19 protein-coding genes are annotated in these 21,750 nt (G+C 45.5%); 3 read left to right on the top strand and 16 right to left on the bottom strand.

The features are described 5' to 3' along the window. Positions 1–270: 270 nt before the first annotated feature. Positions 271–1,809 carry a M17 family metallopeptidase gene (locus L976_RS02600; protein ID WP_047533942.1) on the bottom strand — a complete coding sequence of 513 codons (1,539 nt, stop codon included), beginning with the start codon at positions 1,807–1,809 and terminating at the stop codon, positions 271–273. A 218-nt stretch (positions 1,810–2,027) separates the two neighbouring features. On the opposite strand from L976_RS02600, the gene L976_RS02595 reads away from it, so the two are divergent. The 3 genes from L976_RS02595 (at position 2,028) to L976_RS02585 (ending at position 5,937) form a co-directional block, all read left to right on the top strand. Further along, positions 2,028–3,488, top strand: coding sequence for an aminoacyl-histidine dipeptidase (locus tag L976_RS02595; protein WP_047533941.1), 1,461 nt, complete (start codon positions 2,028–2,030; stop codon positions 3,486–3,488). Between the two features lie 184 nt (positions 3,489–3,672). Next, positions 3,673–4,227, top strand: coding sequence for a PDC sensor domain-containing protein (locus L976_RS02590; protein ID WP_047533938.1), 555 nt, complete (start codon positions 3,673–3,675; stop codon positions 4,225–4,227). A 63-nt stretch (positions 4,228–4,290) separates the two neighbouring features. Continuing rightward, positions 4,291–5,937, top strand: coding sequence for a methyl-accepting chemotaxis protein (locus L976_RS02585; protein WP_047533935.1), 1,647 nt, complete (start codon positions 4,291–4,293; stop codon positions 5,935–5,937). A gap of 30 nt (positions 5,938–5,967) precedes the next feature. Here L976_RS02585 and dinB read toward each other — a convergent pair whose 3' ends face one another. The 15 genes from dinB to L976_RS02510 form a co-directional block, all read right to left on the bottom strand. Next, positions 5,968–7,041, bottom strand: coding sequence for a DNA polymerase IV (dinB, locus tag L976_RS02580; RefSeq protein ID WP_047533933.1), 1,074 nt, complete (start codon positions 7,039–7,041; stop codon positions 5,968–5,970). 174 nt (positions 7,042–7,215) lie between these two features. Further along, the gene (locus L976_RS02575) at positions 7,216–9,219 is read right to left on the bottom strand and encodes a methyl-accepting chemotaxis protein (RefSeq protein WP_047533930.1); all 2,004 of its coding nucleotides are present in this window, start codon (positions 9,217–9,219) and stop codon (positions 7,216–7,218) included. Positions 9,220–9,518: 299 nt separating this feature from the next. Beyond that, on the bottom strand, positions 9,519–9,986 hold the full coding sequence (gene bfr / locus L976_RS02570) for a bacterioferritin (RefSeq protein ID WP_047533927.1): 468 nt from the start codon (positions 9,984–9,986) through the stop codon (positions 9,519–9,521). A gap of 9 nt (positions 9,987–9,995) precedes the next feature. Further along, positions 9,996–10,469 (bottom strand): bacterioferritin, encoded by a 474-nt coding sequence (bfr, locus tag L976_RS02565; protein WP_037415005.1) that lies wholly within the window; start codon positions 10,467–10,469, stop codon positions 9,996–9,998. Between the two features lie 238 nt (positions 10,470–10,707). Then, on the bottom strand, positions 10,708–10,932 hold the full coding sequence (gene nqrM / locus L976_RS02560) for a (Na+)-NQR maturation NqrM (protein WP_011071354.1): 225 nt from the start codon (positions 10,930–10,932) through the stop codon (positions 10,708–10,710). An 11-nt stretch (positions 10,933–10,943) separates the two neighbouring features. Continuing rightward, the gene (locus L976_RS02555) at positions 10,944–12,002 is read right to left on the bottom strand and encodes an FAD:protein FMN transferase (protein ID WP_047540090.1); all 1,059 of its coding nucleotides are present in this window, start codon (positions 12,000–12,002) and stop codon (positions 10,944–10,946) included. A 98-nt stretch (positions 12,003–12,100) separates the two neighbouring features. Continuing rightward, the gene (nqrF, locus tag L976_RS02550) at positions 12,101–13,357 is read right to left on the bottom strand and encodes an NADH:ubiquinone reductase (Na(+)-transporting) subunit F (RefSeq protein WP_037427058.1); all 1,257 of its coding nucleotides are present in this window, start codon (positions 13,355–13,357) and stop codon (positions 12,101–12,103) included. Positions 13,358–13,403: 46 nt separating this feature from the next. After that, positions 13,404–14,012: an NADH:ubiquinone reductase (Na(+)-transporting) subunit E gene (nqrE, locus tag L976_RS02545; protein WP_006080469.1), complete on the bottom strand. Its 609-nt coding sequence runs from the start codon at positions 14,010–14,012 to the stop codon at positions 13,404–13,406. Between the two features lie 5 nt (positions 14,013–14,017). Beyond that, positions 14,018–14,650, bottom strand: coding sequence for an NADH:ubiquinone reductase (Na(+)-transporting) subunit D (locus L976_RS02540; protein ID WP_037415013.1), 633 nt, complete (start codon positions 14,648–14,650; stop codon positions 14,018–14,020). Continuing rightward, positions 14,650–15,438, bottom strand: a complete 789-nt coding sequence (locus tag L976_RS02535) for a Na(+)-translocating NADH-quinone reductase subunit C (RefSeq protein WP_047533885.1) — start codon at positions 15,436–15,438, stop codon at positions 14,650–14,652. The genes L976_RS02540 and L976_RS02535 overlap by 1 nt, the downstream gene beginning before the upstream one ends. Next, positions 15,431–16,630 carry an NADH:ubiquinone reductase (Na(+)-transporting) subunit B gene (locus L976_RS02530; RefSeq protein WP_037415023.1) on the bottom strand — a complete coding sequence of 400 codons (1,200 nt, stop codon included), beginning with the start codon at positions 16,628–16,630 and terminating at the stop codon, positions 15,431–15,433. Before L976_RS02530 ends, L976_RS02535 begins: the two co-directional genes overlap by 8 nt. Continuing rightward, entirely contained in the window at positions 16,630–17,964 is a 1,335-nt protein-coding gene (locus tag L976_RS02525; protein WP_037415063.1) for a Na(+)-translocating NADH-quinone reductase subunit A, read from the bottom strand. The genes L976_RS02530 and L976_RS02525 overlap by 1 nt, the downstream gene beginning before the upstream one ends. Before the next feature lie 403 nt (positions 17,965–18,367). Next, a complete protein-coding gene (locus L976_RS02520; RefSeq protein WP_047533879.1) occupies positions 18,368–20,419 on the bottom strand; it encodes a TonB-dependent receptor domain-containing protein in 2,052 nt (683 codons plus the stop codon). Positions 20,420–20,549: 130 nt separating this feature from the next. Further along, entirely contained in the window at positions 20,550–21,059 is a 510-nt protein-coding gene (luxS, locus tag L976_RS02515) for an S-ribosylhomocysteine lyase (protein ID WP_037415025.1), read from the bottom strand. Between the two features lie 155 nt (positions 21,060–21,214). Continuing rightward, positions 21,215–21,750, bottom strand: a 536-nt coding sequence (locus tag L976_RS02510; protein ID WP_047540088.1) for a TRAP transporter substrate-binding protein, incomplete at its 5' end; no start/stop codon positions are given.

Here is a 21,750-nt window from a genome sequence, read left to right as displayed (position 1 = left end):
TTGTCACTCGGGTCCTTGGAGAAGGGTATCCATCCTGGATAGACTAGAGGGGAAAGGCTTAATGCCCTGTCCACGAAAACTATTATATGTTTTCGTAGTTTTATTACAAGCTTTTTTTGTATTTATTTTGATTAAGGCTTTTTAATGTAATTAAATTACACAAACCATCAAAAATATTGGCGACCTGCATCACATAAAAACAGAAATAACCCTGTAACCACCTAATAAATAAGATATTACAAAATTATTTCTATTTGTTACGTTATTTCGTTAACGATTGATCAGATATTGATACAAACTAACCAAGGGGCTGGCAGTGGGTTTACCGTAGAGCGGATCGCCCTCAGTTGCACTGCCAGCAATATCTAAGTGTGTATAAGCTAAAGGAATAGCGGCATTAACACCGTGTTCAAATAGACCTGACGCCTTAAGTAGAAAGGCTGCAGGATATTGATGCCCGCGGGCAGTTACTGAAGACGGCGCATTGTTTGAAGATAAAATATCAGCCGCCCCAGACACTTCGCGGATCTTGGCAAAATCCTCACGGCGTAATGTGGAAACCTCAAAGGGTTCGCCCCAGTGGCTCGCTTGTGACGCAAGTGTCTGCGCGCACAGTGCACCACTGGCGACCGCATTTTCAACTGCTGCGGGATAATTACCATAGCAGCGCACCACATGTCCCGTGAGCGTCGCAACCGAAAACAGCTCAGGCTTAACAGCCGTTACCGCTTTAATACGCAGATGACTGAGCAAATCAGCCAGCACTAAACGACCTTCAGCGTCGGTATTACCAATGCGTACCCGCACGCCCCCATGGCTGGTGATAATTTCGTCGGTGACAAACGCTTCGCTGCCAATGCTATTACGCACTAAACCCAGTTCGGCAATTACGCGGATCCCTTCAGGCTTGAGCATAGACAAGGTTTTAAATAACCCAGCCACAGCAGAGGCGCCGCCTTTATCGCGGCTCATGCCGGCCATTGCGCCACCGACTTTCAGATCGGCGCCGCCCGTATCGTAGACCACGCCTTTGCCAGCAAATAAGAAGGTACGAGTAATCTCACCTTCGGGCAGATATTCGAGTTTCACCACCCGCGGTTGATGACGGCCAACCGCAAAGGAAGAGCGCGCCACCGCACTTAATAGTGGATAATCTCGCTCGAGAATATCCCTATCTTCCACCACTGCAGTTTTAATAACGCTGCCTTTAAAGGCTTGCAAACAATATTCAGCAAAGGCCTTCGCCGACATACGCTCAGGTTCAGTGCCACATAAATCCCGCGCTAATACGCGGCCTGCTTCTAATGCGTTGAGCAATTGACTCTTTTCAGATGATAACGACAATAAACCTATCGCTTCAAAGGCCGGCGTTAAGCCTGTCGCCTCACGTAACTCTAAGGTTTGCCATAATTCTTGACCACAGGCCAACGCCGCGACTTCGGTCGCAAAACCAAACTTAGGGGTTGCTGAAGGAACAACATAAAGCAGCGGACGCTTAGCACCCGCGTCTTTGGCAATAGCAATCGCAACTCTTGCCGCATCGCCATAAATACGCACATCGGCATAATCATCAGTCACTTGAGTGATGGGCGCTATGATTAAACGGCCACCGGCTAAACCCGGTGCAAATAGTAACGTCGGGCTCTTACCAACCCGCTTATCGACCTTAGCACCGTGCTCGGCCAACAAACTGATCTCATCAATTCCGATAGAAACGAGATCCGGTGTGACCACCACAACCGCATCCCAACCTTCGCCATCAAAAATGGCATTTTCTGCTTGTACATCAATAAAGTTAACTTGAAACATGACCCATCCTTTTTCATTATTGTGCCAGCATTATTCCCGCTATAACGCTTAATTACCAATCAAAAAATCGCTTTGACACTATCGAAAATACAGAGGGTGGCAACTTTCGCTGCCACAAACGCACACGGAGTTATCGAGATGATTAATCGCCCGAGCAGAATGTGTTAGGATTAGCGCAAATTTGCCCCATACCCACAAGACCTGATGAGGGACCTTCTGTGACAGCGCTAAGTCAGTTATACCCACAGCCTTTATGGCAATGGTTCGAACAAATCTGTGCGATTCCCCACCCTTCCAAACATGAACAAGCACTCAGCCAACACATCCAAGCCTGGGCTAAGAGCAAACAACTCGATGTAGTAGAAGATGCCGTCGGCAATTTAATCATTCGCAAACCCGCAACTGCGGGAATGGAAGATCGTAAAGTCGTTGTGATCCAAGCCCATATCGATATGGTGCCGCAAAAAAATGCCGACAAAGTGCATGACTTTACCAAAGATCCTATCGAAGCCTATGTTGACGGTGACTGGGTAAAAGCCAAAGGCACAACCTTAGGCGCCGACAATGGCATTGGTATGGCATCGGCCTTAGCGATTTTAGGCTCAGATGACATCAAGCACGGTCCACTCGAAGTACTGCTCACCATTGACGAAGAAGCCGGTATGACAGGCGCCTTTGGCCTGCAAGCAGGTATGCTTGATGCCGAGATCCTGATCAACACCGACTCAGAGCAAGAAGGTGAGATCTACATGGGCTGCGCTGGCGGTGTCGATGCTCAGATCACTTTGCCTATGGTATGGCAAGCGTCGGAGCAAAGTTATGCATCATTTAGCCTGCATTTATCGGGCTTAAAAGGTGGTCACTCTGGGGTCAACATCCATTTGGGTCGTGGCAACGCCAACAAGATTTTGGCGCGCTTCCTGTTCGAAAATGCCGATGAATTAGCCCTAGAGTTAACCCAATTTACCGGTGGTTCACTGCGTAATGCTATCCCACGCGAAGCCAATATCAGCTTTATGTTACCTGCTGAAAATGTCGATGCACTGAATGAAAAAGTGCGTGCTTTTGAAGCCTTAGTCCGCGCCGAACTGGCCATTGCCGACCCAGATATGCGCTTAGTATTGAGCGAAATCCCAACGCCAAAACGCGTGATGAGCGAAAACAGCCAAAATACCCTTATCGACTTATTGCATGTTTGCCCTAACGGGGTAATGCGCATGAGTGATGAAGTAACTGGCGTAACCGAAACCTCACTCAACGTTGGTGTGATCAGCACTAACGATGAAGAAGTCAGCATTCTTTGCTTAATTCGCTCGCTCATCGATTCTGGCCGTAGCCAAGTTGAAGGCATGCTTACTGCGTTAACCAACTTAGCGGGTGCAGATATTGAACTCAGCGGCGCTTACCCGGGTTGGAAGCCAGACAATACTTCGCCGGTGATGGCAATTGTGCGTGAGACCTATGAGTCAATCTACAATAAAGAACCGGTTATTATGGTGATCCACGCGGGCCTTGAATGTGGTCTGTTTAAAAAGCCCTATCCAGAAATGGACATGGTGTCGATTGGCCCGACCATCCGTTATCCGCACGGCCCAGATGAAATGGTCAATATCGCCACCGTTGGTCAGTACTGGGATCTACTATTAGCCGTGCTAGAGCGCATTCCCGCTAAGGCCTAAGTAAACTCTCCTCAGACTCAACCGCGCATAGTATGCGCGGTTTTTTTATTGTTTTTTCAGATAGAAATAAGGTGTTAATTCCCATCAACAATTTTGATTCTCTACTATAGTTGTTTAGCAACCCCATAAAACTAGTGGCATTTAGCTACATCTTTATAAACTTGCTAGCTTAAGGAAAGAGATCATGAAACTAGGAAAAATTGTTTCTGCCGCCCTATTAGTTTTCATCAGTCACATGAGTTTTGCCGAAGAAGTGCCGCAAGAAGTCATAGATTTAACAAACACCTTAATGCCATTAGGAAGAGAGCCTGTACTTGTTACAGCAGTAAAAGCACAAAATGCTCAGGGAAAAAGTTTAGATTCCATCAAAGAACTCGACCAAAAGTGGATAGCCACTGAAGGTATCGATCCCTTTATGTCATCATTGATGAGTAATGATGCAGCCAAATTCTTAACAACCTTCGAAGCAAGTAAGCCTTATTACCAAGAAATTTTCCTAATGGATAATCAAGGGGCTAACGTCGCTATGACAGCTAAAACCTCTGACTATTGGCAGGGTGATGAAGATAAGTGGCAAAAATCCTTCGCAAATGGAAAAGGGGACAAACATATTGGCCCCGTTAAATTTGATACCAGCTCACAAGCCTATTTAGTGCAAATATCTATCCCTGTTATGGATGGTGACACTGCCATTGGCGCAATAACGATAGGGATTAACCTTGATGAATTTGGCAAGTAAGTACTAACGGCAACATTGATTTTAATACGCTACTCATCCTAGCTGATCTCAAGGAAATCATATATGCGTTGGTATAAGGATCTATCAATAAACCAAAAACTTATCTACCCGAGTCTACTACTTGCTGGGGTCGTTATTTTTGCATCTTTCACAGGGATTGTGGGCCTAAAAGCACTAAAACAAAGTGCAGATAAACTGGCATTAGAATATTTACCTAGCCAATCCCTGCTGCTACAAGCGGATAAAGAGTTATACCAAGCGCAAGTGGCAGAAAGAAGTCTAATGTTTGTTAATGTTGGAACAGACTCCTACAACCAACTTTTGAAGCAACACAACCAAAGTATTGAGCTAGTCAACCAACACTTAACACATTTTGCCAAGGTAACAACAAGCCAGCAGGCTCTAAATCAACTCACAGAGTTAACCCAAACCTTTAATGAATGGCAAAAAATAACCAATGAAATTAGTAATCAACGCACTAACAATGGCCGAAATGGTCGCACCACAGCAATAGATTTAAGCTTTGGTCAAGGTGCAACCCTCTTTGATAAGCTCCATGTACATATCAGTCATCTGACCGATGAGCTAAATAGCCATACAAAGGGTGCCGTAGAACAAGTTGAAGCTGATGCCCTAGAAGGACAAAAACTACAACTTGTCGCCCTTGCAATCAGCATTATTATTTGCGCCATCTATGTCATAGCATTACCTAAATTAATTAGTCGGCCACTCGCTGTTTTATTGGCGAAAATTCATGATATTACCGATGGTGATGGAGACTTAAGAGCAAGGATTAACTTAACCTCCAAGGATGAGCTTGGAGACTTAGCCCGTGCCTTTAATCATTTCCTGGACAATCTGCATAGTATTATTTCGCAGTTTAAAGACTCGACCGCCAGGCTTACGCTATCAGCACAAGGGCTTGCCCACGCCAGCGAAATGGCCAAGCAAACCTTAAGGACACAGGAAGAAACGACTCGGAAAGTGGCTGATGCAAGCGACCATATTGCAGCCTCTGTGCAAGAGGTTTCAAGCAGCGCTAACCATGCAGCAGAGGCGGCTAAACAGGCTGACAACTTTACCGCCACAGGCCAAGAAAAAGTACAAAACACCATAGCTGTTATCCGACAACTCGCCCAAGATGTTAGCCAAGCAGAAAACCAAATTAACAAGCTAGAGCTCGAAGGGCAGCACATAGGAAAAGTACTTGAAGTGATTCAAGCTATCGCCGAACAAACCAATTTACTTGCCCTAAATGCTGCTATTGAAGCCGCTCGTGCAGGAGAACAAGGCCGAGGTTTTGCCGTCGTGGCCGATGAAGTGCGCTCTCTCGCCTCCAAAACCCATCAATCAACGGAGGAAATAAAACTGATGATAGCGAATGTCCAAAATGGCACTCAAAGTGCCGTTGCAGCTATCAATATCGGTAATCAAAAAGCGATTGCTAGTGTGGAAGCCGCCAGCAATGCTGGAGAAGCTTTGGCTCATATTGCGGAAATGGTGAGCGAAATCAGCGAAATGAATAATCAAATCGCGCTTGCCGCGAAAGCACAGTCAATAATGGAAAACGAAAGCCATCACAATATTCAGCATATTGCAGAGCAATCAGAAGAGAGTCGACATACAACAGACGAAATCCATGCTGCAAGTATCCAACTTTCAACCATGGCCAATGAACTAACAGCCTTAGTCAGCCGCTTTAAGTTATAGCGATTGATAACGTGTAAGGGATGAGATTGATTAAATTGATAACGCGAGTTGGGTTTGCAATGGATCAACCTTCGCAATCGGTGATTTATCAGTAAGTCCCACAGCCACGCCGAGTAGCCGAATCCCCCTCCCTTCTTGCCTTGTCATTGCCTGGGATAATAATTCGTAAAACATCATCACAGACACATCATTACTGCGATGTTCAATGGTTGTTTGTTTAAAGTCACTGAATTTAAGCTTCACCACCTGCTTATGGATTTGTCGATCCTTGGCACTACGACTTAGGCGAGTTGATAACTCTTGTATTAATCCAGGCATCACTTGCTGGCACTGCTCGAGGGTATAAATATCCTGCGCCAACGTAGTTTCAACGCCGACAGATTTACGCTCGCGACTCACTGATAACCCACGCTCATCAATCCCATGGGATCTTTCAATTAATACGGCACCAAATTTGCCAAAACGAGTAATAAGGTCTTGTTTTGGATAAGTTTGTATATCTCCGCAAGTATTTAACCCCAAAGAGGAAAGTTTTTCTGCGGTGACTTTCCCCACACCGGGGATCTTGCGTAGGGATAAGGTTTTAATGAACTCAGGAACCTTGTCGGGCGAAATAACATACAAACCATTAGGTTTATTTAAGTCAGAGGCCACCTTGGCGAGGAATTTAACAGGAGCAACGCCAGCCGAAGCAGTAAGCCCTGTTTCGGCCAAAATATCATGGCGAATCGCTTCAGCAATCAGAGTTGCAGAGCCCTTAAACAGCTTGCAATCGCTAACATCTAAGTAGGCTTCATCGAGGGAGAGGGGTTCAATCAATTCAGTGTATCGAGAGAAGATAGCGCGAATTTGTTGCGATATATCCTTATAGACCTGCATTCGACCGGGGACAAGAATTAAGTCTGGGCACAGTTTAAGCGCATAAGCCGTTGCCATAGCGGAGCGCACACCAAATCGGCGCGCTTCGTAATTACAGGTGCTGATAACCCCTCGCCGCTCACGGCTCCCACCAACGGCTAACGGTTTACCACGGTATTCGGGAAAGTCTCGCATTTCCACCGCAGCAAAGTAGCAATCCATATCAACATGAATGATTTTTCGCACTAAAGGTTCCTCCAACACCCAAAATACTGTATATAAAAACAGTGATCAAGTATCTAGGACATATTTACGCAGTCGCGAAGTTCACCTATCGACTCAAGCATCCTTATCCAAGTATAACATTCCCAAAAAAACCAAAGGAGCGCTAAGGCTCCTTTGGTTTTAAAACAACAGCATTTAAATTTTAAATTGACCAATATTACGTGTCAGTTCTCGAGTTGCTTGCTCAAATCCTTGTAGACTTTGGGAGAGATCTTGGCTTGACAATAGGGATTGATCGGATAAACCACGCACGCTCACCACGTTTTGCGCCACTTCATCGGCAACCACTGCCTGCTGGCCTATCGCCACAGTAATTTCCACCGTTTGCTGCTGGATAGACGTAATCGCACTGGCGATGTCGCTGAGGGCTTGCTCGACTTGCGTGGTTAAGTCTTGCCCTACTCTTGCCTGCTCAACCCCTGATTCCATCACTTGTTCAGCCTGAAGCGCACTTTGTTGCAGAGTTTGGATAATGCCTTGAATATTGGCGGTAGAATCTTGGGTACGCAAAGCCAGCGTGCGCACTTCGTCAGCAACAACGGCGAAGCCTCGACCTTGATCACCCGCCCGCGCCGCCTCGATGGCCGCGTTCAATGCCAGCAAGTTAGTTTGGTCGGCAATATTGCGGATCACGCTCAAGACTTCACCAATTTGCTCTGAGCTGCTTCGTAGCCGCTTAATCACATTAGCCGCTTCGATGACTTGAACCGATAATGCCTTCATCCCTTCGGTCGCACGGGACACAATTTGCGTACCGTCAAGGGCCTGAGTCTGTGCCTTTTCGGCAAAATCATTTGCACGTTGAGCACTTATCGCCATTTCTTGGCTCGTCTGCGCCATTTGAGTTGCTGCCGTGGCGACAGAATCGATTTGTTGTTTTTGCGATGACACCGACGAGACAGCTAAATCACACACTTGGCGCGCATCCATCACTCCAGTGCCGACCTCTTGGGTTAAGCTACGGGTATGCAGCAACATTTGCTGAACCTTTTCAGCAAAACGATTGAAAGCATCACCCAGTTTACCTAGCTCATCTTCCCGTTCCATTAAAATGCGTTGGGATAAGTCACTGTCACCCTCGGCAATGTCTTCCATCGCATCGAGTAACTTGCTGAGCTGGCGTCTAAAGGGTAATAACATCAACCAAACAGTAATCCCCACTAACAGCATGATCCCTAATGCAACAAAACAGGCATTCCAAAAGGCTTTGGTAACAGGCGCTTCAATTACTTCATGGGGCAACATAAAGGCTAAATGCCACTTTTGCTTAGGATAATCCCCGCCTACAGTCACAAAGGTCACTCGCTGTGATACGCCATTAAAAGTAACTTCGGCAAACCCCTGAGGCTCGCGCTGCATTTGTTGCATTAATGCTGTAAAACCGGAGGTATCTTTAAATTGGCTATCAATTTGATTGGCAAGTGAGCCGGGAGGGAATTTATCCGAGAATCCTGGGAAATACACAAGCTTACCTTCATCCGTCATCAGGAAGGCTTGGCCATAGTTGCGGTATTTAATCGGTGCTAATAGGTTTTTACCAATGGTATCGATCAGAATATCCATACCACCAATGCCAATAAGTTCGCCATTAGCACTATAGACTGGGGTTTTAACCGTTGCAGAAATAGAACCATCGTTGGCATCGACCGCAGGATCGCCCACAAACAGGCCATGTTGATCAATCGCCTCCTGCCACCAAGGACGCTTATTGGTGTAATAATCAGGATCGCCATCGAAACGGCCATTAAGGTCAAAATACTCAAAGGTGTTTGCCGAACCAAAGAATACTGATTTCACATCGCTATCACGGTCGGAAAACGAGCGAAAATAACGAATAATATCTTGATATTGCTGATCCTGCGCCAGATTACTGCCTCGGGCATGATACTGACTAAACCAGTTGATAAGCCCAGGCTCGGCAAATACCGAGTGGATTACTTGCCCCTTGGCAACAAAGTAACCACTGATCTCATTGGCTTTTAAGGCTACAAGTGCCGAAATGTCGGCATCCACCTGCTTACGTGTATTATTACTTTCTTTATTCACGAGCAAAGCGGCAACTAAAGTAAGTAGTACAGCGAGGGCACCGACGATAGTTACCACTAACTGCAAACTTAGAGAACGTTTTATATATCTCATTCATCTTCCCGTCTGGTTAACCAACCACTTAACATAAAAGCCTGCAAAAACAGCTTCACACGGTAACAATTTTTACCCGCCAACAACAGCCAAAATGATGAGAAAAAACGTAAACAAGTATTTGTAAAGAATAGACATTAATGACATAACAGGAATCGCTAAACAATCCACCTCAAACAGAACATCTCATTACTACAGCTAATTTTTACAGAGTGTTAGACTAAATACTCAAAATCCCAAAACAAAGGCCAGTCATAAAATGACTGGCCTTTGTGCTTGAGCCGCGCAATCGGATATTGTTACATCTTAGTTTGCAGATAATTCGCTAAACCAATGCGGTCAATTAAACCGAGCTGTTTCTCTAACCAATACATATGGTCAGATTCGGTATCATCGAGTAGCACTTCTAAGATCTCACGGGTTTGATAATCTTTTTTCTGCTCACACAACGCAATGACTTTACGTAAATCATCGGCCACCTTGTATTCATAGGCGAGATCGTTACGCAGCATCTCTTCGACAGTCGAGCCAATGTTGAGCGCTTCCCTTGCAGCCACATTGGGCACACCTTCGAGGAATAAGATACGCTGCACCAGTTTTGCGGCATGGGCTTTCTCATCATCCGACTCATGGGCAATACGCTCATAAAGTTCGTTGAGTCCCCAATCTTCGTACATATGAGCATGGACAAAATACTGATCCATCGCCGATAACTCTCCGGTTAGGAGTCGATTTAACGCATCGATGACGTCTTTATCACCTTTCATATTCAGCTCCTATGACTCACTAATTTGCGATTGAAGATAGTTTTGAATGCCTGTTAAGCTAATCAGCTCCTGCTGTGACTCGAGCCAATCTAAATGCTCTTCTTCATCTTCAAGAATATCTTCGAGCAGATCGCGACTGACATAATCCTGCTCAACTTCGCAGAGTGTAATGGCATCCCGCAACAGCGAGAGTTGTTCCTGCACCATGGCTAAATCGCAATCGAGCATCTCTTGAGTGTGCTCGCCAATACGCAGTTTTTCGAGCTGTTGTAGATTCGGTAATCCCTCTAAAAATAATACCCGCTCAATAAGCTTATCGGCGTGTTTCATATCTTGGATGGATTTCTTGTATTCGACGTGGTTTAGCTTCTCCAGCCCCCAATGCTTGAACATTCTGGCGTGGAGAAAATATTGATTAATGGCCGTTAACTCACAGGTAAGCACCCGATTGAGTTGTCCCACCACTTTTGGATGACCTTTCATAAGTTACGATCCTTGATATGAGTGAAAGATTGATCTAAATCAAGCTTCTAGCCTAGTACAGTTTTCAAGCTAACTCAAATTTTCTTTATTTTTCACAAACTTAAAGATAAAAAGCATTCTCATTATCGCTTAGATTAGCCTGCTATCCTCCTCATAAATCAAGGATTAATTTTAACGATGCTAAATTTGAGGCAAAAAAATAGCCTCCAGAGGAGGCTATTTTAGTTGAAGCGGATAATTAAATGATCCGGTCTTTGGTTAACTTCGCTCGGCGCGCTTCTTCAGCGGCCATACGACGCTTACGCTTGTCGCAGGGATCATCACAATCGCAGGCTTTTTCAATCCCTAATACACCTAAACCGCCACAGCTTCCTTCAACGGCTTTGCGCTTGATGAGATAACCTATCGACATAAGCAAAAAGAACAGTAATAAAATCACAAATGCCGCGATAAAAGTGCTCATGTTAACTCCAACTACTTAAGGAAAGGCTTGAAGGCGTCACTGTAGTAGACTTTAAATCCTTCGCCTTGCTTTTCTATTAGCATTATCGCCAAGTGTTCTTTCTTGGCAAGCTCCAATGACGCTTCTGTGCCTAAAACCATCATCGCCGTCGCAAAACCATCGGCCGTCATACATTCTTTATGCAAAACGGTCACAGATGCTAACTTATGATTGATAGGCAAACCTGTACGCGGATCGATTATATGGGTAAAACGTTGACCTTCTTCCTCATAATAATTGCGGTAATCCCCCGACGTCGCCATGGCCATAGTGCCCGGTTCAATCACCTGCTGTACCGCCATGCCCTCATCGGTCGGCTTCTCTATGGCGACACGCCACGAACTGCCATCGCCTTTGGTACCTTTAATGCTCAGCTCGCCACCAATTTCAACTAAGTAACCCGTTGCGTGATATTTATCTAAAATAGTAGCCACTTTATCCACGCCAAAGCCCTTGGCGATAGATGACAAATCCACGTACAAATGGGCGTTATGCTTGCTTAAGCGATTGCCTTCGATAGAAAGCTCACTGATACCCGTTTTAGCCTTAGCTGCATCAATCTCGGCTTGAGACGGTACTTTGGTTGGGCGCTTATCGGGGCCAAATCCCCATAAGTTCACCAGCGGCCCTAAGGTAATGTCTAAGGCTTTGTCTGTCACGTGATACAAACGCATGCCTTCTTTAACCACTTTGACAGTATCCGGCGACACTTCGACACTTTGCTCAAGCGGTAACTGGTTGAAACGGGACAATTCTGAATTAGGTCGATAGGTCGACATCTGGTTATTGACTTGCTCTAGGGCTAAGTCAATTTCGGCCTGCAATAGCTGGGCCGTGGGCATTTGCTCATTAGGAACCACTTTAATATGGTAAGTCGTGCCCATTGTGCTGCCCGCAAGGGAGATAACCTCATCCTGTTTGCTACAGGCTGAAATAAAAAAGGCTAGACCTACAAGGACCAGCCAGTTCACTGAATGCTTCAACACTGAGGTTTTTAACACAGGGGTTTTTAACGCTAGGGTTTTAAACATAGTGACTAACAACTCTTTTGGATGCCCTTTAATGCAAAAGTTGCAGATGAGAGCTTTACTCCACATCTGCAACTCTTCTCACCTTGGGCTAATTCACATTAGCCGCCGAAGTCATCCAATAGGATGTTTTCGTCTTCGACACCAAGATTTTTCAACATACCGATCACGGCCGCGTTCATCATTGGAGGTCCACACATGTAGAACTCACAATCTTCTGGCGCTTCATGGTCTTTCAGGTAGTTTTCATACAGTACGTTATGGATGAAACCTGTGTAACCATCCCAGTTGTCCTCTGGTTGAGGATCAGACAGGGCCACATGCCATACGAAGTTGTCGTTTTCAGCCGCTAAGCCGTCAAAGTCTTCCACGTAGAACATTTCACGCTTAGAACGTGCACCGTACCAGAAGCTCATCTTACGCTTAGACTTCAGACGCTTCAGTTGGTCGAAAATGTGTGAACGCATTGGTGCCATACCCGCACCACCACCGATAAACACCATTTCTGCATTGGTATCTTTCGCGAAGAATTCACCGAATGGACCAGAAATAGTCACTTTATCGCCAGCCTTTAGGCTCCAAATGTAAGATGACATCTTACCGCATGGTAAGCTCAAGTTACGTGGAGGTGGCGTTGCGATACGCACGTTTAACATGATGATGCCGAACTCTTCTGGGTAGTTAGCCATTGAGTAAGCACGGATCGTTTCTTCGTCAACTTTAGATTCAAGATTGAAGAAACCAAAGTGCTCCCAGTCACCACGGTATTTTGCTGGTACGTCGAAATCAGCATATTTAACATGGTGTGCTGGCGCTTCGATCTGAATGTAACCACCCGCACGGAACGGAACAGATTCACCATCAGGAATTTGCAGCTTCAGTTCTTTAATGAAGGTCGCCTTGTTATCGTTAGAGATAACAGTACATTCCCACTTCTTGATACCGAAGATTTCTTCGTCAAGCTCGATTTCCATGTCGTTCTTAACGTTCACCTGGCAAGACAGACGACAACCTTTACGGGCGTCACCCTTGCTGATGTGGTCCAATTCTGTTGGCAGAATATCACCGCCGCCAGACTTAACCACTACGCGACATTGGCCACAAGAACCACCGCCACCACAGGCACTCGATACGAAGATACCGTTGTTCGCCAGCACGCCTAACAGCTTGCCACCAGCACCGGTTGTAATCGCTTTTTCAGGATCGTCATTGATGCCGATCGTGATGTCACCGCTAGACACTAGCTTAGATTTAGCGAATAAAATCACTAACACTAAGACGAGGACGATAGCAGTAAACATACTCACACCGAGGTAAACCTCAAGCGGAGTAGATTTAAAAATACCAAGAATATCCATTAACTTATCCTTAGAAGGTCCAATTCAAGAAGCCGTTTGGTGTCTCTTACAGAGACACACCAGAAAACGACATGAAACCTAAGGCCATTAAACCAGCGGTGATAAAGGTAATACCTAAACCACGTAGGCCATTGGGCACATCGGCATACTTCAGCTTCTCACGGATACCGGCCATCAATACGATAGCTAATGCCCAACCTACTCCAGAGCCGAAACCAAACACCACACTTTCGCCCAGTTTGTAGTCACGCTCAACCATGAATGATACCGCACCGAAAATCGCACAGTTCACAGTGATCAGAGGTAAGAAGATACCTAACGCGTTGTACAAAGGAGGAAAGTACTTATCCAGTGCCATTTCCAGAATTTGAACTAAAGCCGCAATCACACCGATAAAGGTAATGAATTTCAAGAAGCTTAAGTCAGCTTCAGGTGCACCAGCCCAAGCCAGTGCGCCAGGCGCTAACAGCCCTTGGTAAATAACTTGGTTAGCAGGAACAGAGATAGTTAACACTACAACTACCGCAATCCCTAGGCCCATCGCGGTAGTCACTTTCTTTGATACCGCTAAGAAAGTACACATACCTAAGAAGAAGGCCAGTGCCATGTTTTCAATGAAAACAGAGCGAATTAACAGGCTAATATAATGTTCCATCTCAATTACCCTTTTGCTTCAACTTGCTCTGGCTTATAGGTACGAATAATCCAAATCAGCATACCGATTAGGAAGAACGCACTTGGCGGCAGTAATAGCAAACCATTTGGTTGATACCAACCACCATCAGAGATCTTGTGCAGGATTTCAACACCGAACAGAGAACCGTTACCAAACAGTTCACGCACGAAGCCAACGGCTAACAGAATCGCACCGTAACCTAAACCGTTACCGATACCATCCATAAAGCTCATCATTGGTGGTGTTTTCATCGCATAGGCTTCAGCGCGTCCCATTACGATACAGTTCGTAATGATAAGACCCACGAATACCGATAACTGCTTAGAAATCTGATAAGCATAAGCCTGCAGCAATTGGTCAACCACAATTACCAGAGAGGCAATAATGGTCATCTGCACGATAATACGTACGCTACTAGGAATATGATTACGGATCATTGAGATAAACAGGTTCGAAAACGCTGTTACCGCAGTTAATGCCAACGCCATTACCAGTGCAGTTTCGAGCTTGCTCGTTACCGCTAACGCACTACATACACCAAGGACTTGTAATGCAATCGGGTTGTTGTTGACGATAGGTCCAGTCAGAACCTGTTTCAGTTCTTTAGCGTCAGACATTAGCTGAGACCTCCATTGCGTGCTTTTTCAATGAAACTCGCAAAACCTTCTTTACCTAACCAGAACGTCAGAGAGTGTTGAACACCATTACTGGTCAGAGTCGCGCCGGATAATGCATCTACACCGTATTCAGTGGTAGCAACAGCGGGGTTTTTGGTTACGCTAATCGCAATATTACCTTGCGCATCAAATAACTTTTTACCATGCCATTTCGCTTTCCACTGAGCGTTTTGGACTTCACCACCCAAACCAGGGGTTTCGCCTTGCTCGTAGTAAACTAAGCTTTGAATCGTGTTCAGATCAGCATCTAACGCGAGGAAAGCATACATAGTCGACCACAGGCCATAACCATGGATAGGCAGGATCACACTGGTTAACTTACCTTGATCGTCGCGAACCAGATAAACCACTGCATCTTCTGAAACACGCTTAACTGAAGCGATATCGTTTTCAGGTACAAATGAGGTTTTCACATCGCGAGACGCTTTGCGTTGATCAAATGTATTGGCGTCAACACCTTCAACCCAATCACCGGTTTTTAAGTTTACTAACTTAGCTTCGATATGCTTACCGTAAGTTTCCAAAATTTGCGCTTTGGTCACTTTACCAGCTTTAGTGTCAATCAGACCTGCAGCTTCCAGAATGTACTTTTGCTTATCAAGCAGTTTGTTTTCTGCTTGAGTTGGGCGCAGTAATACTGCCGCAGTCGACACAAATATCGCACAAATTAGACATAAGCCAACGACGATAAATAGCGTTCTTCCGAACGAATCTCTATTACTAGCCACGAGCAATCCTCCGCTTGATATTTGCCTGAACCACGAAGTGGTCGAACAATGGCGCGAACAAGTTAGCAAACAGAATCGCTAACATCATGCCTTCTGGGAACGCAGGGTTAATCACGCGGATAAACACAGCCATTGCACCAATCAAGATACCGTATGCCCATTTAGCTTGGTTAGTGAATGACGCAGACACTGGGTCAGTCGCCATAAACATCATGCCAAATGCAAAACCACCTAACACTAAGTGCCAGTACCAAGGCATTGCAAACATTGGGTTAGTGTCGCTACCCACAACGTTCAGCAGCGTAGAAATGGCAATCATACCCAGCATTACACCACCCACGATGCGCCATGATGCGATACGGGTATAGATGATGACCAAACCACCTAAAAGAATCGCTAGCGTAGACACTTCACCGACAGAACCCGGAATGAAACCGAAGAACGCATCCCACCAGTTTTGGTTGAAGGCATAATCCAAATTGCCCGCAGCAGCTTGACTCAGTGCAGTCGCACCAGAGTAACCGTCAGCCACAACCCATGTAGTGTCACCAGACATGTTCAATGGGTAAGCGAAGAACAGGAATGCACGACCGGCCAGCGCTGGGTTTAAGAAGTTACGCCCTGTACCACCGAACACTTCCTTAGCCACAACCACACCGAAGGTGATACCTAGTGCAACCATCCATAATGGAATAGTGGCTGGCAAAGTTAAGGCGAACAGGATAGAGGTAACGAAGAAACCCTCGTTAACTTCATGACCGCGGATAGAGGCAAACAACACTTCCCAAATACCACCGACAGCAAACGTCACCGCGTAGATAGGTAGGAAGAAACAGGCGCCATACCACATTAATGCAGGCCAACCAGAGTTTGCTGTCAGTTCGGTACCGAACATGCCAAACAAGCTCACTTGCCATACATCTGGGGTCGCAAAACCCGCAATTAATGCGAGTTGTGCTTGTAAACCTACGTTGTACATACCGACGAACATCGCGGGAAATGCACAGGCCCAAACCGTAATCATCATACGTTTTAGGTCAAGGTTATCGCGAACATGGGTTTTTCCCTTGTTCACTTTACCTGGCGTATAAAAAATGGTGTATGCCGCTTCGAAGAGGGCATAAAACTTTTCGTATTTACCGCCTTTCTCGAAGTCGGGTTCAATACGTTCGAAAAAATCTTTCAAGCTCATTAGCCTTCCCTCTCGATCGTATCTAAACAGTCACGCAGATATGAACCGTAGTCATATTTGCCTGGACATACGAACGTACACAGTGCGAGATCTTCTTCATCTAACTCTAACGCGCCTAGGGTAGCCGCACCGTCAAAGTCACCCGAAATCAGGTCACGCAGTAACATTGTAGGAAGAATATCCAGAGGCATTACACGCTCAAAGTTACCGATTGGCACCATTGCACGGTCCGAGCCACCAGTGCTCGTTGTCATATTGAACAAACGAGAAGAACTTAAGTGACCAAGGAATGCGCGAGTGATAGAGAACTTGTTGGCGCCAGGCAATACCCAACCCAAAAATTCTTTTTCAGTACCTTCTTCAAGCAGACTGACCTGCATATGGTAACGGCCTAAATATCCTTGAGGACCAACTGCAGTACGGCCATTCAGCACAGAGCCTGAAATGAAACGCACGTTACCATCTAAGGTTTCGCCAGCAGTCAACTCAGTCATGCTTGCACCTAAAACAGTGCGAACCAAACGTGGCTTAGCTGCTTTAGGACCGGCAATTGCAACCACACGTTCGGTATTCAGTTGACCCGTCGTAAATAGCTGACCAATGGCTATTACATCTTGGTAACCGACATGCCAAACAGTACGTTTTGCAGAAGCTGGAAGTAGGAAATGGATATGAGTACCAACAAGACCTGCAGGGTGAACACCGGCAAATTCTTCAACTTGGGCGTTTGCGGCAGGGATATCGGCGCCAGGCGCTTTGCAAAGGTAAACTTTACCTTCGGTAAGTCTTGCTAAGACTTTAAGACCATTAGCAAAATCTTCTTTATGCTCGCGGATCACCACTACGGGATCGGCAGCATGGGGTTGCGTATCAATGGCGGTTACAAATATACCCGCAGCAGAAGAATCTACGGCTGGCACTTTGCTGAAAGGACGAGTACGCAATGCAGTCCATAAACCTGACTCAATCAGGTTGTCACGGACCAGTTGCGAGTCAAGCGTATCAAGAGCAGTGGCGTCATACTTAGCAAAGGAAACGCTTTCGTTACCTTCCACTTGAATAACAACAGACTGCAGCACACGCTGGGCGCCCCGGTTAATGTCTAATATAGTACCACTGGCTAAAGCCGTATATTTTACGCCAGGATTTTTCTTATCTTCGAAAATCACCTGACCTTTTTGTACTTTATCGCCCACTTTGATCTTCATCGTTGGACGTAAGCCAATATACTCTTCACCCAAAGTAGCTACATGTTTAATGGCTGGGCCATTATGGATAACTTGCTCTGGTCCGCCTGCTATAGGCAGTTCCAATCCTTTCTTAATTGTAATCATATCCACAAGCACTACGTTTTGAAGGAAAGACAATGCGCCGCGTTCCTGCTAAATACGTAGGTTTTAAACAAAACCTACTGCATTGAGCTAGCGCAGATTTATCACAGAAATGCGATCGCAATCACGCTGGTCGCGCGCATTTTACCCCAATTGCCGTGCCATCGCCACGAAAATTATAGGTGTTTTCAAACCTAAAATAAGGATTTAAAAGAATCATGCACTACAGCGTTCACCTTCCGACCGAGTGAGGGCTCAGAAAGAGAGAGTATTACGGTCACTAAATACTATAACATTAATTTTAAAAGAATTAATTTAGCAAAAGGTCGATATATCAAGATAACCAGAAATATAAATACCTTTTCGCTTTCTTGCTGAACAAACGTCAAACAAGATTTAACTCAGTTTAGAAACGCCATTGATAGCCCAAATAGCTGATCCGTCCATTTTCTACTCGAATTCCGCTATTTGATGCTGAGGTTACCAAGGACTCATCAAGTAGATTTTCGACCCGAACATACAATCGATGGTGCTTATCAATATCGTAATTAGCCGCTATATCGGCACGCCATTGACCGTCAACACGCTGCAACTCACTACCATACTGACTGAAATCACGCTCAGATTGATAAGCAGCAACAAGGTTTAATTGATATTGGGCGTATTCAATCCCCGCACTCAATTGCAATTGATGCTCGGGTAACCAAGCCAGTTTGTCGCCCTCCAGGACGCAACCTTGGATATCGGTGCAGGTGCTCGTCTGATATTCAGCGCTAAGATACTGATAGCTTAAGCCTAAGGGCAATTCAAATTCACCCAGCATCCACTGATAACCTAGGCCGAGTTCAATCCCATAGCTGAGCACATCAGGAATATTCTCTTGGGTGAGTAGACGACTATCAACACACATGGAATAGCTATCACAATCAACATGTAGATTATCAAATTCTTGCACATAGGCGCGCAAATCGGCCTTAATTCCTTCGCTCGCATATTGGGCGCTGACTTGATAATGGAGTGACTCCTGTGCTTCCTGAGTAAGATTGCCTGCACTCGCGGCTGCCCACGCTCGGCGGATATCAGTACTAAAGCGCCAATCGCCAGCGTCATACAGCACACCAAATTGTGGCATCCAATCGCTATCAGAAAAGTCCGCTTCATCAAGCCCTGCAAAGACTAAGCTAAGCTCACGATTGACACTGACATGCTCGTAAGTAAGCCCTAACTTGATTTGCATACCTTGCCAACGCCATAAAGAGTCGATTGCCGACGTCAGCGCAGTGGCATCATCGGTGTAGGCTAACACCGCATTAGACTCATCACGCACTATACTTCTGTCCGCTTGCCACAAAGCCGTTTGATCACCGAAACGCATTTCGGCTTTATCGGTATGATAACGAGCACTGTAGGTAATTTGATGCTTTCCATATTGGTTTATCGCCTGAGTCTGAGCACCAAACGCACTGTAATCATTATCTTGTACCAACATATTGATATCGGCACCATTAACACTGGGATTTCGGTCAAAGGCGGCAATGTCGTAAAGGGTTCCCAAGCCAATATTTTGCCCATTAAACACGCCAAGCTGATCCAGTTGTTGTGAATATGATTGATAGTAAAAGTCGCTAATCACTCGACTGTCACCCAAATCCACTTGATGTGATAACTGGTATTTATGCTGTCTCCCTTGGTGGGTATCTTGTGCTGTAGCGGAATATAGCTGTAATGGATCTTGCTGCCAGTCGGCAGCCGTTATCCCAAGCAATGAGCGATAACTATCGTCATCGATAAATTGATAGGTAAATTCAGTTTGCTGTGGACTGCGAGCACCAAGCAAGCTCGTGGCGTTGACCTTAAATAAGATATCCGTTTTTTTTCTGTCAGCATCACTGCCGTTTAAAAAATTCGCATCGCCTTGTTGTTTTAAATAATTGGCGGCAAATAAGGCTCCGTATTCTTTTTGCTTAACGCCCCAACGCAGGCCAGCATTTACATCGGAATCTGTTGTCCCCTCAATTTGAACACTACCGGATTGCGGGCGCTCAATAATGTTAAGGCTTTGATAATCCACAACCCCAAACGCTCCCTGACCACCAACAGCCATATTGGCCAGTGGTGTAGTCGTCACACTTTGCTGTAATAAAAGATGGGGTAAGAGTTGCAGTTGAGGGGCTGAGTAAGGCGCAGGTGAGAAATACACCCGATCTTGCATTACAGCGACACCTTGGCTGGCAGAACGCATACTGATATTGGCGGAATTGCCACTATGGTCGGCTCGAAGCAAGGTTAAGCTATTAAGATTGCTTAATTGCATCGCATCATCGCTGGAATGGTACTGCTCATTGAGCTTGGCTAAATCGAGCGTTTGAGAATAAAGGGGATTTGCATTGAGTGAGTTAGCGTAAATACAGGAAACCGCCAGCGCGGTCAGCGACATGACAAAATAGCGACTTGGCATACCAAGCTCCCAAAATTTTTGTTAGCGTACGGCGTTTGTTGTTATTTTGTAAAATAGCGGAATTAGTTCGAAAAAAAAAGCGACTAATGTCGCTTTCTTGACGCTTTCGCGTTAAGCCCATATTTGCGGCTTAGAGTTTACCTAAAATCTCATCACTGAGTTTTAAATCATCGTTGCGGTTAACACTCACACCAGCAGCGATAATATTGCGTGCAATTTCCTGTGCTTGCTCCAAAGAGTGCATCTCGTAGGTACCGCATTGATATTCGTTCAGCTCAGGAATTTCAGATTGTTCAACGACTTTCAGCACATCTTCCATAGAAGCAAGCCACGCATCCGCCACTTGATGTTCAGTGGGCACACCAATCAGGCTCATATAAAACCCAGTGCGACAGCCCATTGGCGAAATATCAATAATTTCCACATCATTGCCATTTAGATGGTCACGCATAAAGCCTGCAAATAAATGTTCCAAAGTGTGAATACCACGCTCGCTAAGGATATCTTTATTCGGCGCGCAAAAACGTAGATCAAATACTGTGATCGCATCACCTTTGGGGGTAGTCATATGTTTGGCGACACGCACAGCAGGTGCATTCATTCGAGTATGGTCAACAGTAAAGCTATCAAGTAATGGCATAGGGATCTCCAAATTATCAGGGCGATACAACGCCACTGTCGCTATCTATTTATATGAGTGCAAGCATAACACCAAACAGTAACAAGTTAACGCAAGATGAAATCATCTCATATCAGTAAGGTGCTAATATGAACATTTTGGGTAAATAGCCATCATTAATGCTGTCGTTGTTGGCTGTAGGCATCTTCAGAAATCTTATGGTATTCACGCACGCCTTGCTCATAAGCATGATAAGCCCTATAGACTTTGTCCATCATGGGATCTTGTTGCGCCTGCTCTGCAATCACCTGTTGTGAGATCCGTTCAAGTTCAGTTAACACGGCAGACGGAAACGCCTTAAGCTCTACCCCTTCCTCTTTTACGAGAGTTTCAAGTGCACTGACATTACGCGTGGTGTATTCATCCAACATATCTTGATTAATGGCACGCGCAGCCGTCTTAACGATGGCTTGCAAATCTTTAGGCAGATTCTCAAAAGCATCCTTGTTAATTAAAAACTCCATATTGGAACCTGGTTCATGCCAACCGGGATAGTAATAATATTTAGCCACTTTATGTAAGCCAAAGGCGAGATCATTCACAGGCCCAACCCACTCAGCCGCATCGATTGAACCAGTTTGCAGAGCACCATAGAGTTCTCTTCCTGGCATATTGACGGGCACAGCACCGGCACGTTTGAGCACCTCACCAC

This window comes from Shewanella sp. ZOR0012 (genome assembly GCF_000798835.1).
GTDB lineage: Bacteria > Pseudomonadota > Gammaproteobacteria > Enterobacterales > Shewanellaceae > Shewanella > Shewanella xiamenensis.
This window is presented reverse-complemented; position numbering and strand designations above follow the sequence as displayed.

Bases quoted from the DNA above. Each gene is read 5' to 3' on its own strand.
- L976_RS02600 (WP_047533942.1), bottom strand. From the start codon at position 1,809: ATGTTTCAAGTTAACTTTATTGATGTACAAGCAGAAAATGCCATTTTT.
- L976_RS02590 (WP_047533938.1), top strand. From the start codon at position 3,673: ATGAAACTAGGAAAAATTGTTTCTGCCGCCCTATTAGTTTTCATCAGT.
- L976_RS02585 (WP_047533935.1), top strand. From the start codon at position 4,291: ATGCGTTGGTATAAGGATCTATCAATAAACCAAAAACTTATCTACCCG.
- L976_RS02575 (WP_047533930.1), bottom strand. From the start codon at position 9,219: ATGAGATATATAAAACGTTCTCTAAGTTTGCAGTTAGTGGTAACTATC.
- bfr (WP_047533927.1), bottom strand. From the start codon at position 9,986: ATGAAAGGTGATAAAGACGTCATCGATGCGTTAAATCGACTCCTAACC.
- bfr (WP_037415005.1), bottom strand. From the start codon at position 10,469: ATGAAAGGTCATCCAAAAGTGGTGGGACAACTCAATCGGGTGCTTACC.
- nqrM (WP_011071354.1), bottom strand. From the start codon at position 10,932: ATGAGCACTTTTATCGCGGCATTTGTGATTTTATTACTGTTCTTTTTG.
- L976_RS02555 (WP_047540090.1), bottom strand. From the start codon at position 12,002: ATGTTTAAAACCCTAGCGTTAAAAACCCCTGTGTTAAAAACCTCAGTG.
- nqrF (WP_037427058.1), bottom strand. From the start codon at position 13,357: ATGGATATTCTTGGTATTTTTAAATCTACTCCGCTTGAGGTTTACCTC.
- nqrE (WP_006080469.1), bottom strand. From the start codon at position 14,012: ATGGAACATTATATTAGCCTGTTAATTCGCTCTGTTTTCATTGAAAAC.
- L976_RS02540 (WP_037415013.1), bottom strand. From the start codon at position 14,650: ATGTCTGACGCTAAAGAACTGAAACAGGTTCTGACTGGACCTATCGTC.
- L976_RS02530 (WP_037415023.1), bottom strand. From the start codon at position 16,630: ATGAGCTTGAAAGATTTTTTCGAACGTATTGAACCCGACTTCGAGAAA.
- L976_RS02525 (WP_037415063.1), bottom strand. From the start codon at position 17,964: ATGATTACAATTAAGAAAGGATTGGAACTGCCTATAGCAGGCGGACCA.
- L976_RS02520 (WP_047533879.1), bottom strand. From the start codon at position 20,419: ATGCCAAGTCGCTATTTTGTCATGTCGCTGACCGCGCTGGCGGTTTCC.
- luxS (WP_037415025.1), bottom strand. From the start codon at position 21,059: ATGCCATTACTTGATAGCTTTACTGTTGACCATACTCGAATGAATGCA.